Below are 13,606 nucleotides of genomic sequence, written 5' to 3' on the forward strand. Positions count from 1 at the left end.
TGCCGGTGCGCTCGGGCGGCGGGACCGGCCGCTCCGGCGACAGGGCGGACGGGGGAGCGGCGGGGACGTCGCCGGCCGGGCGGGCGTCGCGGGGCAGCGGCAGCACCTGGGCGTCGACGGCCTCGTGCGGCCGGGACGCCGGCGGATGGGCCGGCGGGGGCAGCTCGTCCTCCAGCCCGGTCTCGAGCTCGGGGCGGGTGCCGCGCGTGGCGCGCAGCTCGGCGAGGAGGTCGTCGGTGCTGGCGGCCGGGAGGTCGCCGAAGCCGAGGTCCTCCGGCGAGGTGTCGGTGAGGTCGGCGTCGACGGCGGCGATCGCCGGGCCGAGGTCACCGTCCGCCTCGACGTCGTAGAGCCGTACCGGCATGAGGTGCCGACGGGACGGCGGTCCCGGCGCGACGTCGGTCTCCGAGAGCCAGCGCGCCTCGTCGTCCAGCGCGCGGGTGGACCGCGCCGCCATGTCGACCTCCCAGCGCGCCTCACGCGGCCGTCCCCCGGCGGTGAAACGGGCGACCAGCTCCCACGGACGCTCCGGCTCGCGCACGGCGTCCCACGTGACATCCGCGACATCGCGGACGGCCAGGCGGTCCAGCACGAGGTCGCCCAGCTCCGGGGAGTCCTCCGCGCGGCCGACGGTGAAGCGGCGGGCCTGCTCCACCACCCAGCTGCGTTCGGCGAGCACCGGGCCCTCGTAGCGCTGGACGTGCTCCACCGGCAGGCCGGCGGCCTCGGCCACCTCCTGCGCCGTGGCCCCGGCCCGGATGCGGGCCTGGATCTCCTTGGGGCGCAGCCCCTCTCCGGCCCGGATCTGCTCGAGCTGGGGTCGGTCACGCCGGACGGCAGCCCGCAGCGCGTCGTCGACCAGCAGCCGGTAGCGCTGGCCGTCCGGACCGGCGAGCGTGAGGTGCTCGCCGTCGCTGTGCAGCCCGACGAGTTCGAGCTCTAGCATGGTCGTCCCCCTTCGAGGTCTGTGTCGAGGGTGCCACCGCTCGCGGCTCGGATGCCGGATTGCGGTCGGTGTGTTTGCCCGCCCCTGCCAGGATGGACCACGCTCACCGCCCCGGCGGGCAGGCGCCGCGGCGTGGTGAGGAGTACGTGACCTGCCAGGAGAGGACGCACACCACCATGACGCACGCCGCACAGGAGACCCCGGAGCCCGCCGAGCTGGCCCGCACGGCCGAGATGGTCGCCCGGGAGGCGGGGGACCTCGTCCGGGAGGCGCTGCGCGGCTCGGTCGCCGTCGCGTCGACGAAGAGCTCGGGGGTCGACCTCGTCACCGAGGTGGACCAGGCCGCCGAGGCGCTGATCCGGCGCCGGCTGGCGGAGCTGCGGCCCACCGACGGGGTCCTCGGCGAGGAGGAGGGCCGGCTCGAGGGCAGCTCCGGGCTGGTGTGGGTGGTCGACCCGATCGACGGCACGACGAACTTCGTCTACGGCCTGCCCAGTTTCTCGGTGAGCATCGCGGTCGCCCGTGCCACCGGCCCCGACCCCTTCGGCTGGGAGCTGCTCGCCGGCGCCGTGCACGCCCCGGCGATGGACCGCACGTGGACCGCCGCCCGCGGCCACGGTGCGTTCGCTGACGGCGAACGCCTCACGCCGCCCCCCGTGCCCGAGCTGGCCACCGCGCTCGTGGGCACCGGCTTCGCCTACACCGAGGAGCGACGCCGCGACCAGGCCCGGATCCTGCACGAGGTGCTGCCGCGGGTGCGCGACATCCGACGCCTGGGCTCGGCCGCCGTCGACCTGTGCCTCGTCGCCGAGGGCCGGCTCGACCTCTACTACGAGCAGTACCTCAACCCCTGGGACATGGCGGCCGGCGTCCTCGTCGTCACCGAGGCCGGCGGGGTCGTCCGGCGGCTCGGCAAGGACGGGGTGGAGGGCGTCACCGTCGCCGGGCCACAGCCGCTGGTCGCCGCGCTCGTCGACGTGCTCGGACCGCTGGTCGACACCCCCGCGGCATGACGCCGGCGCCCGGGCGGTGCTCCGCTCAGGGCGAAACCGGGCGAAGGTGGCGGATCCCACCCTGGAAACAGGCGGAACGGTGGCGACTTTCCGGGTCCGCATGGTGCACAATCTGCCTGCCGCGGGAACAACGAGCCGACCGTTGCGTTCCTGGGGTACGGCACAGCCAGTGCCGGTGACACGACGAGACGAACCGGAGCGTGACGTCTACATGGCGACCGACTACGACGCGCCACGCAAGAACGAGGAGGACCTCTCCGAGGACTCGATCGAGGAGCTGAAGGCTCGGCGGGCGGAGAAGGCCTCCCCCGTGGTCGACGAGGACGAGGCGGAGGCGGCCGAGGGCTTCGAGCTGCCCGGCGCCGACCTCAGCAACGAGGAGCTCTCCGTCCGCGTGCTGCCGCGTCAGGCTGACGAGTTCACCTGCTCGCGGTGCTTCCTGGTGCACCACCGCAGCCAGCTGGCCTATGAGGACGGCGGCCAGCTCGTCTGCTCGGAGTGCGCCGCCTGACCTGCCCTGCGCAGGGCAGCGGCGAGCTCCGCCGGGCGCCGGCTGGCCACGAGCCAGTACGGTGCCGGGTCACGGGGGTCGACGACCGCCACGCGCACACCCTGCCGCACCCACGGGCGGTGGCAGACGAAGGCGCGGGCATCGGCCTCCGGCCCCATGGCCGCCCGCAAACCGTCGACGTCGAGCACCTCGGGCTCTCCCAGGTGCTCGACGCCGATGTGTGCCGAACCGGCGTGCAGCACGGGCGTCTCACCCAGCTCGGCGGCGCCGAGGTCGACGACGACCACCGGTGACGTCACCCAGAGGAGGACGTCGATCGTGAGGGCCGCGACCGCGGCGAGGACGTAGCCGGCCACCTCGTGGAAGGGCCAGACGACGGTCCCGGCCGCCAGGCCCGCGACGACCCCCAGGGCGATGTTCGTGGCCCGGGGGTGCAGCCGCTCCCGGAAGATGACGGTGTCCACCCCCCAAACCTACCGAGCCGCTCGGCCGGGTTAGGGCCGTCCACGACCGAGTCAGTACAGTCTCGGGCGTGAGTGACTACGACGTCGTCGACGTGCCGCTGCGCAAGCTCGACCCCGACCTGCCCACCCCCGCGTACGCCCACCCGGGCGACGCCGGGGCCGACCTGCACGCCCGGCACGACGTCGAGCTCGGGCCGGGGGAGCGGGCCGTCGTCCCGACCGGGGTGGCCATCGCCCTGCCGACGGGCTGGGCGGCCTTCGTCCACCCGCGCTCGGGGCTCGCGGCCCGGCACGGCGTCACGGTCGTCAACGCCCCGGGTACCGTGGATGCCGGGTTCCGCGGTGAGATCCACGTGATCCTGCTCAACACCGATCTCCGGCAGCCGGTGCGGATCGCCCGCGGCGACCGCATCGCCCAGCTGGTGGTCCAACGGGTCGCACAGGCACGGTTCACCGAGGTGGAGGACCTCACCGTGTCCGCCCGCGGCACGGGAGGTCTCGGGTCGACGGGCGGCTGGCAGGCCGCCGGAGCAGGAGGCGAAGGCTGATGAGGCTGTTCTCACGACGGCGCAGGAAGCAGGAGGAGCCGGAGACGACCCCCGAGGTCGTCACCGAGCCGGCGCCGGAGCCGGAGCGACCGGAGCGCGGCCCCTGGGACGTGTCCCACATGCCCGAGCTCGGCCAGCGGCTCGACCTCGGCGCGCTGCGGGTGCCCGCCCGCCCCGGGCTCAAGGTCCGCATGGAGCTGGAGAAGCGCACCCGGCAGATCGTCGGGGTGAGCGTCCAGATGTCCGGGTCGGCGCTCCAGCTACAGGCCTTCGCCGCCCCCCGGTCCGGTGGGCTGTGGGACGAGCTGCGGCCGGAGATCGTCGCCTCGGTGGAGAAGCAGGGTGGCACCGCCGACGAGGTCGACGGCCCCTTCGGCCGCGAGCTGCTCGCCCGGCTCCCGGTGACCACGCAGGACGGCCGGATGGGGCACCGTCCCGCCCGGTTCATCGGCGTCGACGGCTCACGGTGGTTCCTGCGCGGGGTGCTCAGCGGCCAGGCCGCGATCGACCCCGACGCGGCCAAGCCGCTGGAGGAGCTCTTCGCCGACGTCGTCGTCGTGCGCGGGCAGGAGGCCCGCCCGCCGCGGGACGTGCTCACCCTGCACATGCCCGGCAAGCCCGGCGGGGCCGCACCGGCGGCGCCCGGCACGCCGGGCGCGGCCTTCGACCCGCTCAGCCGCGGGCCGGAGATCACCGAGATCCGCTGAGCACGGTGCCCGAACCCGTCGCCCGGGTCCGTCCCCGGGAGCGCGCCGAGGTCGAGGGGGTCCTCCTCTCCGTGACCTCCCGGCCGAGCGGCGGCCCGCCCGGCGTGGTCGCGCGACTGTCGGACGGGACCGGCGAGCTCGACCTCGTGTGGCTGGGCCGCCGGCACATCCCCGGCATCGACCCCGGCCGCCGGCTCGTCGCCGAGGGCATGGTGTACTCGGGGCGACAGCGTCCCACCATCTTCAACCCGGCCTACCGGCTGCTGCGGGAGGACACCCCATGACCACAGGCTCGAGCGACCCGGACGCCGCTGCGGACGCCGTCCCCGAGGCCGTTGCGCGGTCCCGGATGGGCCAGCTCGCCGGGGAGGACTTCTCCCTGGCCGAGGCCATCGGCGGGGTGCGCGGGCTCGTGGAGTCCGTGGCCCCCGGTCTCGTGTTCATCGTCGTCTACCTCGCGACCGGGCAGCAGCTGCTGCCCCCGCTCCTCGCCTCGCTCGCCGTCGCGGTCGTCCTCGTCGTCGCCCGCCTCATCGGCGGCACCCCGGTGACCCAGGCGCTCGGCGGCGTCGTCGGCGTGCTCATCGGCGTGGTGTGGGCGTGGCGCTCCGGCCAGGCGCAGGACTACTTCGTCTTCGGGCTGTGGACCAACGCCGCCTACGCGGCCGCGCTGCTCCTCAGCGTGCTCGTGCGCTGGCCGGCGGTCGGCGTCGTGACCGCGCTGCTGCGCCAGGAGGGCTTCGGCTGGCGCACCGACCCGGCCCTGCGCCCCCGGCTGCGCCGCTACACGGCCGCGACCTGGCTGTGGATCGCCCTGTTCTGCGCCCGGCTCGCCGTCCAGGTGCCGCTCTACCTCGACGCGTCGACCGCGTGGCTGGGCACCGCCCGGCTCGTCATGGGGGTGCCGCTGTGGGCGCTGACCCTGTGGCTCACGTGGCTCCTCGTGCGGGAGCGAGGAGCTCCTGCAGGGCAGCCGGGTCCGCCCGCTCACTGAGGACGAGCACCAGCCGGTCACCGGCGACCATCCGCTCGTCCCCCTCCGGCGGGACCGCCTCCCCGGCCCGGATGAGCGCGGCCAGGAAGCACCCCGGCCCCCAGTCGACCTCGCGCACCGTTCGCCCCGCCACGGGCGAGCCCGGGGCGAGCGTGACCTCGTGCAGGCTCGTCGCGGAGCCGTGGAAGGTGAAGATGCGCACGAGGTCCCCGACGCTGACCGCCTCCTCCACCAGCGCCGTCATGATCCGCGGGGTCGAGACGGGCACGTCCACACCCCACGCGGCGTCGAACATCCACTCGTTCTTCGGGTTGTTCACCCGTGCCACCACCCGGGGCACGCCGAACTCCGTCTTGGCGAGGAGCGAGACGACGAGGTTCGCCTTGTCGTCCCCGGTGGCGGCGACGACGACGTCGCACGTGGCCAGGTCCGCCTCGGTGAGGGTGGAGATCTCGCAGGCGTCGGCCAGCTGCCACTCGGCGTCGGGCACCGAGGCGATCCGCATCGCCGCCGGGTGCCGGTCGATGAGCGTGACCTCGTGGCCGTGGGCGAGCAGCTCGCGGGCGATCGAGCGCCCGACGCTGCCGGCTCCGGCGATGACCACCCGCATCAGCCCACCTCCGGCGGAGGGTCGCCGAGCACGCGGTGGACCACACCCACCTCGGCGGTGTGCAGCAGCACGTGGAGGACGTCGCCGTCCTGCAGCACGGTGTCCGCGTCGGGGAGGAACGCCGTCCCACGCCGGGTGACGAAGGCGGCGCGGACGCCCGAGGCGGCCTCCAGCGCGGTGAGCGCGTGGCCCGCCCAGCCGGGGTGCACGTCCACCTGGACCAGCGACACCCGGCCGGAGGCGTCGGTGAAGTCGGCCACCGCCCGGGTGGGCAGCAGCCGCCGCAGCACCTGGTCCGCGGTCCACCGCACCGTGGCCACGGTGGGGATGCCGAGCCGCTCGTACACCTCCGCCCGGCGTGGGTCGTAGATGCGTGCGACGACGTTGTCCACCCCGAACGTCTCCCGGGCGACCCGCGCGGCCAGGACGTTGGAGTTGTCCCCGCTGGAGACGGCGGCAAAGCCGTAGGCGTCCTCCACGCCGGCCTGGGAGAGCGCGTCACGGTCGAAGCCCAGTCCGGTGACCCGCCGCCCGGAGAAGTCCTCGGGCAGGCGCCGGAACGCCTCGGGGTTCTGGTCGAGCACCGCCACCGAGTGGCCGTGTGCCTCCAGCTGCGTGGCCAGCGAGGCACCCACCCGCCCGCAGCCCATGATCACGAAGTGCACATCGGCACGCTACCGCCCGCCGCCCTAGCATGTGCGCCGTGAGCCCGGACCGCACGGTCGTCCACCGGGGCCTGCTCGTCGGGCCGCGCCGGCCGCGGCCGCCGCGCCTGCCGCTGCCCGCCGCCGCGGTCTCGCTGCTGTGTGCCGAGGCGGCGCTGGGTGCGCTCGGGCCGCGCGGTCTGCGCCTCGTCCCCTGGGTCGTGGCCGGGCTCCTCGTCGGGGTCGGTGTCGTCCTCCTCGGCCTGTGGCGCCTGCCCGACCGGCGTGCTGTCACCGACCTCCTGCGCGCACCCACGCTGCTGCCGGTGGCCGTGCTGCTCCAGCGCGGCCTCCTGCTCGCCGCCTGCGTCACGGGTGCCTCGGCGGTGGTGGGGGTCGCCCTGCCCGAGCGCAGCGGCGGGGAGGTGCTCCTCGGCCTCGGCATGCTCGCTGCCGTCGTGCTCGCCTCGCTGCGGCCGCTCGCCCCGCGGGTGCTGCGCGGGGCGGCGTGGTGCGGTGCGGTGGCGGTGGCCCTCGTCGTGGTCGTCGGGGCCGTGTCCGCGTCCGGCGGCGTCGACGGCGCCGGCGACGCCCCCGTCCTGCGCGCCGCCGTCCTCGTTGCGGCCGTGGGGGGCGTGCTCGTCCGACCGCTCCTTCCCGCCCCCTGGTCCGCGCCCCGGGAGCGGCGCGACGTCCTCGGCACGGTCGCAGCGACCGGCGGCGGCGTCGCCCTCCCGGCCGCCGGCACCGGTGCGGCCCACGGGGCCGCGCCCAGCGTCCTCGTCGCGTTCGCCCCGGTGGGCCGTCCGGGGACGGCGGCGCTCGCGCTCGTCCTCGCCCTGGTCCTGCTCGCCGCGGCCACCGCGACGCTGTCCGGGCTGCCGCCCCTACGACCGTGGCACACCGGCGTGCCGGCGCACCCCGACCGGGTGTCGCGTGTCCTCGCCGTGGCCGTCGCCGGCGGCGCGCTCCTCCTGGCCTCCGGTGACCTCCTCCGGCTCCTGGCCGGGGTGGCGGTCGCCGTGCTCGCGCACGCACTGCTCACCCTGCTCGCCGCCCGGCGGTGCTGGCAGCAGACCCTGGAGACGCAGTACCAGCCGGTGGCCCGCCGGCAGGCGATCCGCGGTCGGCTCGTCACGACGGTGGCCGCGGTCGTCGCCGCCGTGATGCTGGCCACGGCCGCGGTGCCCGGGTGGCCGGCCGCGCTCGCGCTCGGTGCCGGGTGGGTGATGATGTGGGGCGTGAGCCGACACGACCGCGAGCAGCGGGCCCGGCTGGCCCTCGCGCACGCCGCCGAGGACCGGCCGCTGCCCACCGTGGTGCGTGCCTTCGTCGTCGTCCCCGCGCTCGACCGGCCCACGGTCCGTGCGGTCGCCTACGCCCGCGCGCTGCGCGCCACGTCGCTCGAAGCCCTCACTGTGCCGACCGACGACGCCGCCGCGGCGGCGCTGCGCGAGCAGTGGTCCGCGCTCGACCTGCCGGTGCCGCTCGTCGAGCTCGCCGCACCGCCCGGCCGGGCGGCGGACGCGATCGTCGCCCACGTCGACACCGAGCGCGACCCGGACGGCCTGGCCGTCGTCTACCTGCCGGAACCGACCGCCCCCCAGCGGTGGCGGCGCGCGCTGCTGCGGCGCACACCGCACCGGCTCCGGGACCGCCTGCTGGCGCTCCCGGGAACCGTCGTCACCACCGTGCCGTGGCACGTCGAGGAGAGCTGAAGCATGGACGTCCTGACCAGGGTCACCGTCGGTCCGCCCGCCCACGGCGGCCACTGCGTCGCGCGGGTGGACGGTCGCGTCGTCTTCGTCCGCCACACGGCACCAGGCGAGGTCGTCGACGTCCGCCTCACCGACGCGGGGGAGGGCCGCCGGTTCTGGCGCGGTGAGGCCGTCCACGTCCACGAGGCCTCCCCGGACCGGGTGCCGAGCCGCTGGCCGGAGGCCGGTCCCGGCGGGGTGGGCGGCGGCGAGCTGGCCCACCTCACGCTGCCCGCGCAGCGGCGCTGGAAGGCCGACGTCGTCCGCGACGCGCTGCGGCGCATCGGTCACCTCGAGCTCGACCACCTCGGCCCGCTCGTCGTCCACCCGCTCGGGGACGACGACGACCGGGACGGCCTGGGCACCCGCACCCGCATCGACCTCGTCCTCGACGCGGACTCACGGGCCGGGATGTTCCGCCACCGCAGCCACGAGGTGCGGGCACTGCGCCAGATGCCGCTCGCCGTCCCGGCGATCACCGACCTCGACCTCTTCGCCCCCGACCGCTGGGCGGGTCTGCGGCCGGGCACCCGGGTCGACGTCGTCGCCCCGAGCGTGGGACGCCCGGTGGTGCTGGTGGACGGCCGCCCGGTGGACCCGGACCACCCCACCCGCCTCCTCGGCCCGGCCCCGGCCGCCAGGCGCGGCACGAAGGGGCGGCGCGACGCCGCACCGGCGGCGCGGGTGGGGGTGCGGGAGCGGGTGCCCTCACCCCACGGCGAGCTGACCTACCGGGTGGACGCCGCCGGCTTCTGGCAGGTGCACCGTGACGCCCCGGCCACGCTGGTGCGCGAGGTGCTGGCGGCGGCCGCCCCCGAGCCCGGGCAGCGCGTCGTCGACCTCTACGCCGGTGCCGGGCTGCTGACCCTGCCGCTCGCGCTCGCCGTCGGGGAGCAGGGCCGGGTGGACGCCGTCGAGGTCGACGAGCGGGCCGTCAAGGACGCCAAGCGCAACCTCCACGCCGCGCCCCAGGCGGTGCTCCACGCGGCGGCCGTCACCGCCCCGGTGGTCGACGGGCTCGCCGGGCAGGGCGCTGTCGACACGGTCGTGCTCGACCCGCCGCGCTCCGGCGCCGGTACCGCGGTGATGGCGGCCCTCGCCCGGCTGCGTCCGGGGCGGATGGTCTACGTGGCCTGCGACCCGGCGGCGCTCGCCCGCGACCTGCGCAGCGCGGTGGACCACGGCTACGCGGTCACCGCCCTCACCGGGTACGACCTCTTCCCCCACACCCACCACGTGGAGTGCGTGGCGGTGCTCGAGCCGGCGGCGTGATGACCGTGCGGCGCGCCGCGCCGCCGGCGTGACATCGCCCGCCGCGGTAAGTATCTTGATGTCGAGATAACTTGTGGGTGGGCTGCTGCGTCGGTGCCACCCGCGTGGGACCATGACAGACGAGCCGGCAAGCAGCAGCGAAGCGGCATTGAGGAGCAGATGTGAGCGTCGACAGCTTTGGAGCCCGCGCCACCCTCACGGTGGGCGAACAGGACTACGAGATCTACCGACTGGACGCGGTCGAGGGTCTGGACCGGCTGCCCTACAGCCTGAAGATCCTCGCCGAGAACCTGCTGCGCACCGAGGACGGCGCGAACGTCACCGCCGACCACGTCCGCGCACTCGCGTCGTGGGACCCGGACGCGGAGCCTGACGTCGAGATCCAGTTCACCCCCGGCCGCGTCGTCATGCAGGACTTCACCGGCGTGCCGTGCATCGTCGACCTCGCCGTCATGCGCGAGGCCATGGCCGAGCTCGGCGGCGACCCGACGAAGATCAACCCGCTGGCGCCGGCCGAGCTCGTCATCGACCACTCGGTCATCGTCGACGTCTTCGGCAACCCGCAGGCCTTCCAGCGCAACGTCGAGATCGAGTACGAGCGCAACGGCGAGCGCTACCAGTTCCTGCGCTGGGGCCAGAACGCCTTCGAGAACTTCAAGGTCGTCCCGCCGGGCACCGGCATCGTCCACCAGGTCAACCTCGAGTACCTGGCGCGCACCGTCATGACCCGCGAGCAGGACGGCGTCGTCCAGGCCTACCCGGACAGCTGCGTCGGCACCGACTCCCACACCCCGATGGTCAACGGCCTGGGCGTGCTGGGCTGGGGCGTCGGGGGCATCGAGGCCGAGGCAGCCATGCTCGGCCAGCCGATCAGCATGCTCATCCCCAAGGTCGTCGGCTTCAAGCTCACCGGGGAGATCCCGGACGGCGCGACCGCCACCGACGTCGTCCTCACGATCGCCGAGAAGCTGCGCGAGCACGGCGTCGTCGGCAAGTTCGTCGAGTTCTACGGCGAGGGCGTCGGCGCGGTGCCGCTGGCCAACCGCGCCACCATCGGCAACATGAGCCCGGAGTTCGGCTCGACCGTGTCGATCTTCCCGATCGACCAGGTCACCCTGGACTACCTGCGCCTCACCGGCCGCCCGGAGGACCAGATCGCGCTCGTCGAGGCCTACGCCAAGGAGCAGGGCCTGTGGCACGACCCGTCGCGCGAGGTCCGCTACTCCGAGTACGTCGAGCTCGACCTGTCCACCGTGGTGCCCTCCATCGCCGGCCCGAAGCGTCCCCAGGACCGCATCGCGCTGAGCGAGGCCAAGCAGCAGTGGCGTGCGGACATCAAGAACTACGTCGTCAACGGCAAGCCGGCCGTGGCCAGCCCGCTGGACAAGGAGCTGGCCGACACCTTCCCGGCCTCCGACCCGGTCTCCCCGGACCCGACCGAGGAGTCCTCGCACCTGGGCCGCCCCGTGCACTCGGCCGCCCCGCCGAACGACTTCGAGCGCCCGAGCAACCCGGTCCGTGTGACGCTCGAGGACGGCACCGACGTCGAGCTGGACCACGGCGCCGTCGTCATCGCCGCGATCACCTCCTGCACCAACACCTCCAACCCCTCCGTCATGCTCGGCGCCGCCCTGCTGGCGAAGAACGCCGTGGAGAAGGGGCTGGAGACCAAGCCCTGGGTCAAGACCTCCATGGCCCCCGGGTCGCAGGTCGTGGCGAACTACTACGACAAGGCCGGGGTGTGGCCCTACCTGGAGAAGCTCGGCTACCACCTCGTCGGCTTCGGCTGCACGACGTGCATCGGCAACTCCGGGCCGCTGCCGGAGGAGATCTCCCAGGCGATCAACGACAACGACCTCGCCGTCGCCTCGGTGCTCTCGGGCAACCGTAACTTCGAGGGCCGGATCCACCCGGACACGAAGATGAACTACCTGGCCTCCCCGCCGCTCGTCATCGCCTACGGTTTGGCCGGAACGATGGACTTCGACTTCGAGAACGAGCCGCTGGGCAAGGACAAGGACGGCAACGACGTCTACCTGCGCGACATCTGGCCCAGCCCGGCCGAGATCGACGCGGTCATCGCCGGCGCCGTGAGCCAGGACATGTTCAAGGAGGACTACGCCGACGTCTTCACCGGCGACGAGCGCTGGCAGTCGCTGCCCACCCCCGAGGGCGACATCTTCGAGTGGGACCCGGAGTCCACCTACGTGCGCAAGGCCCCGTACTTCGAGGGCATGAGCGCCGAGCCGGAGCCGGTCACCGACATCAGCGGGGCCCGCGTCCTGGCCAAGCTGGGCGACTCGGTGACCACCGACCACATCTCCCCGGCCGGTGCGATCAAGCCGGACAGCCCGGCGGGCCAGTACCTCCTGGAGCACGGCGTCGCGCGCAAGGACTTCAACTCCTACGGCTCGCGCCGCGGCAACCACGAGGTCATGATCCGCGGCACCTTCGCCAACATCCGGCTGCGCAACCAGCTGCTCGACGGCGTCGAGGGAGGCTTCACCAAGAACTTCCTCACCGGTGAGCAGGACACGATCTACGACGCCTCGATGGCCTACCAGGAGGCCGGCATCCCGCTCGTCGTCCTGGGCGGTAAGGAGTACGGCTCCGGCTCCTCGCGCGACTGGGCCGCCAAGGGCACGACCCTGCTCGGCATCAAGGCCGTCATCGCCGAGAGCTTCGAGCGGATCCACCGCTCGAACCTCATCGGCATGGGCGTGCTCCCGCTGGAGTTCCCGGCCGGCCAGAGCGCCGACTCCCTCGGCCTCGACGGCACGGAGACCTACGCGATCTCCGGCATCACCGAGCTCAACGAGGGCCGCACGCCGCGCACCGTGAAGGTGACGGCCACCAAGGAGGACGGCTCCACCGTCGAGTTCGACGCCGTGGTCCGCATCGACACCCCCGGTGAGGCGGACTACTACCGCCACGGCGGCATCCTCCAGTACGTCCTGCGGAGCCTGGCCAAACAGACCGCCTGACCCGGCCTCCGGTCCACGACGCCGGCAGTACGGTTCCTCGCCTCCTGTGGGGTGGGGACTGTACTGTCGGCGTCCTGGCATCCGGGAGGGAGAGCGGCATGGTTGTCGAGGGCGACTACGGGCCGGCGGAGTTCGACTGGTCGATCCTGACCGTGCCCACCGCCAAGGCGATGGCGCTCGGGCAGCTCGGTTTCTCCTGGGGTGAGCTGTGGGAGCGGCTGGCGACCGTCACCCAGGAGGAGTTCACCTGGGAGGCGCGGCCCGGCACGCTCGGCGTCGTCCGCCGGGGTGCGGAACGCACGCCGCGCACCCTCGGGGTGGGGGAGTGGGTCGCCGAGTGGCCCGAGGGATACGACCACCCCGGGCCGCGCACCATCGCCTGGCTCGTCGCCCACCTCACCGAGACCTACTTCGAGCGCTGGGAGTGGACCTTCGGCGAGCGGCGCAGGCGCCGCGGCGACGCCGTCGTCCACGGGGAGGTCGACGCCGCCCGGGGCGAGCTGGCCCGCTGGGTGGAGGCGTGGCGCACCGGCGTCGCGGGTGTCCCGGACGAGGAGTTCATGACCGTCGGGCTGAGCCAGGCGACCGAGGTCGACGCCGCCTCCCCGTTCGGCCACCTCGTGCTGCACATGAACCGTGAGCTCATCCACCACGGCGCCGAGGTGTTCCTCCTCACCGACCTCCAGCGCACCGGGGCGTGAGACCGGGCGGAGACGCGGCACGCCACGGCGGCCGTTCTCGCGTCGTCGCGCGGCGCAGCGTAAGGTGAGCGCGCATGTTGTTCGTCGAGCGGGAAGGTGCGCGATGAGCCAGCTGGGACGGGTGCGCCGGCCGTCGGACCTGCGCTCGCTGACGAGCGCGGAGCTCGAGGTGCTCGCCAAGGAGCTGCGCGACTACCTCGTGGACTCCGTCTCCAAGACCGGCGGTCATCTCGGCCCCAACCTCGGGGTCGTGGAGCTCACCCTGGCGATCCACCGGGTCTTCACCTCACCCCGTGACCGGATCGTCTTCGACACCGGTCACCAGGCCTACGTCCACAAGCTCCTCACCGGGCGGAAGGACTTCAGCAGGCTGCGCAAGCAGGACGGCATCTCGGGTTATCCGAGCCGGGCCGAGTCCGAGCACGACATCGTGGAGAACTCCCACGCCTCGACCG

The 13,606-nt window shown here is 74.1% G+C and carries 15 protein-coding genes; 11 read left to right on the top strand and 4 right to left on the bottom strand.

Annotation, left to right across the window (positions count from 1 at the left end):
- Positions 1–946 (bottom strand): septation protein SepH (gene sepH / locus Q0195_RS14475; protein ID WP_299279777.1); only part of this gene is annotated, 946 nt, incomplete at its 3' end.
- A 176-nt stretch (positions 947–1,122) separates the two neighbouring features.
- Here sepH and Q0195_RS14480 point away from each other — a divergent pair.
- Complete coding sequence (locus Q0195_RS14480; protein ID WP_299279779.1) at positions 1,123–1,959, top strand: inositol monophosphatase family protein; 837 nt, start codon at positions 1,123–1,125, stop codon at positions 1,957–1,959.
- Positions 1,960–2,170: 211 nt separating this feature from the next.
- Positions 2,171–2,470 (top strand): DUF4193 domain-containing protein, encoded by a 300-nt coding sequence (locus Q0195_RS14485; RefSeq protein ID WP_299279799.1) that lies wholly within the window; start codon positions 2,171–2,173, stop codon positions 2,468–2,470.
- Here Q0195_RS14485 and Q0195_RS14490 read toward each other — a convergent pair.
- Positions 2,425–2,934 carry a DUF3093 domain-containing protein gene (locus Q0195_RS14490; protein WP_299279781.1) on the bottom strand — a complete coding sequence of 170 codons (510 nt, stop codon included), beginning with the start codon at positions 2,932–2,934 and terminating at the stop codon, positions 2,425–2,427. The two genes, Q0195_RS14485 and Q0195_RS14490, sit on opposite strands and share 46 nt — an antisense overlap.
- Before the next feature lie 68 nt (positions 2,935–3,002).
- Here Q0195_RS14490 and dut point away from each other — a divergent pair, with 68 nt between their 5' ends.
- Genes dut through Q0195_RS14510 form a run of 4 tightly spaced genes read left to right on the top strand, consistent with a single transcriptional unit; the run spans position 3,003 to position 5,183 of the window.
- Entirely contained in the window at positions 3,003–3,482 is a 480-nt protein-coding gene (gene dut, locus Q0195_RS14495) for a dUTP diphosphatase (protein WP_299279782.1), read from the top strand.
- Complete coding sequence (locus Q0195_RS14500; protein ID WP_299279784.1) at positions 3,482–4,189, top strand: DUF3710 domain-containing protein; 708 nt, start codon at positions 3,482–3,484, stop codon at positions 4,187–4,189. The genes dut and Q0195_RS14500 overlap by 1 nt, the downstream gene beginning before the upstream one ends.
- Positions 4,190–4,194: 5 nt before the next feature.
- Positions 4,195–4,473 carry an OB-fold nucleic acid binding domain-containing protein gene (locus Q0195_RS14505; protein WP_299279786.1) on the top strand — a complete coding sequence of 93 codons (279 nt, stop codon included), beginning with the start codon at positions 4,195–4,197 and terminating at the stop codon, positions 4,471–4,473.
- Positions 4,470–5,183 (top strand): DUF3159 domain-containing protein, encoded by a 714-nt coding sequence (locus Q0195_RS14510; RefSeq protein WP_299279787.1) that lies wholly within the window; start codon positions 4,470–4,472, stop codon positions 5,181–5,183. The genes Q0195_RS14505 and Q0195_RS14510 overlap by 4 nt, the downstream gene beginning before the upstream one ends.
- Here Q0195_RS14510 and Q0195_RS14515 read toward each other — a convergent pair.
- Both Q0195_RS14515 and Q0195_RS14520 read right to left on the bottom strand, forming a co-directional pair.
- A complete protein-coding gene (locus tag Q0195_RS14515) occupies positions 5,119–5,793 on the bottom strand; it encodes a TrkA family potassium uptake protein (RefSeq protein WP_299279789.1) in 675 nt (224 codons plus the stop codon). The genes Q0195_RS14510 and Q0195_RS14515 overlap by 65 nt on opposite strands.
- On the bottom strand, positions 5,793–6,443 hold the full coding sequence (locus Q0195_RS14520) for a TrkA family potassium uptake protein (protein ID WP_299279801.1): 651 nt from the start codon (positions 6,441–6,443) through the stop codon (positions 5,793–5,795). Before Q0195_RS14520 ends, Q0195_RS14515 begins: the two co-directional genes overlap by 1 nt.
- A gap of 53 nt (positions 6,444–6,496) precedes the next feature.
- Between Q0195_RS14520 and Q0195_RS14525 the strand changes: the two genes are divergently transcribed.
- The 5 genes from Q0195_RS14525 to Q0195_RS14545 all read left to right on the top strand — a co-directional run.
- A complete protein-coding gene (locus Q0195_RS14525) occupies positions 6,497–8,155 on the top strand; it encodes a hypothetical protein (RefSeq protein WP_299279790.1) in 1,659 nt (552 codons plus the stop codon).
- 3 nt (positions 8,156–8,158) lie between these two features.
- A complete protein-coding gene (locus Q0195_RS14530; protein ID WP_299279792.1) occupies positions 8,159–9,466 on the top strand; it encodes a TRAM domain-containing protein in 1,308 nt (435 codons plus the stop codon).
- 161 nt (positions 9,467–9,627) lie between these two features.
- A complete protein-coding gene (locus Q0195_RS14535) occupies positions 9,628–12,450 on the top strand; it encodes an aconitate hydratase (RefSeq protein WP_299279793.1) in 2,823 nt (940 codons plus the stop codon).
- A 98-nt stretch (positions 12,451–12,548) separates the two neighbouring features.
- The gene (locus tag Q0195_RS14540) at positions 12,549–13,151 is read left to right on the top strand and encodes a DinB family protein (protein WP_299279795.1); all 603 of its coding nucleotides are present in this window, start codon (positions 12,549–12,551) and stop codon (positions 13,149–13,151) included.
- 103 nt (positions 13,152–13,254) lie between these two features.
- On the top strand, positions 13,255–13,606 hold a 352-nt coding region (locus Q0195_RS14545; protein ID WP_299279797.1), incomplete at its 3' end, for a 1-deoxy-D-xylulose-5-phosphate synthase N-terminal domain-containing protein.

Origin of the sequence: uncultured Georgenia sp. (assembly GCF_937958535.1) — a bacterium.
Classification (GTDB): Bacteria; Actinomycetota; Actinomycetes; order Actinomycetales; family Actinomycetaceae; genus Oceanitalea.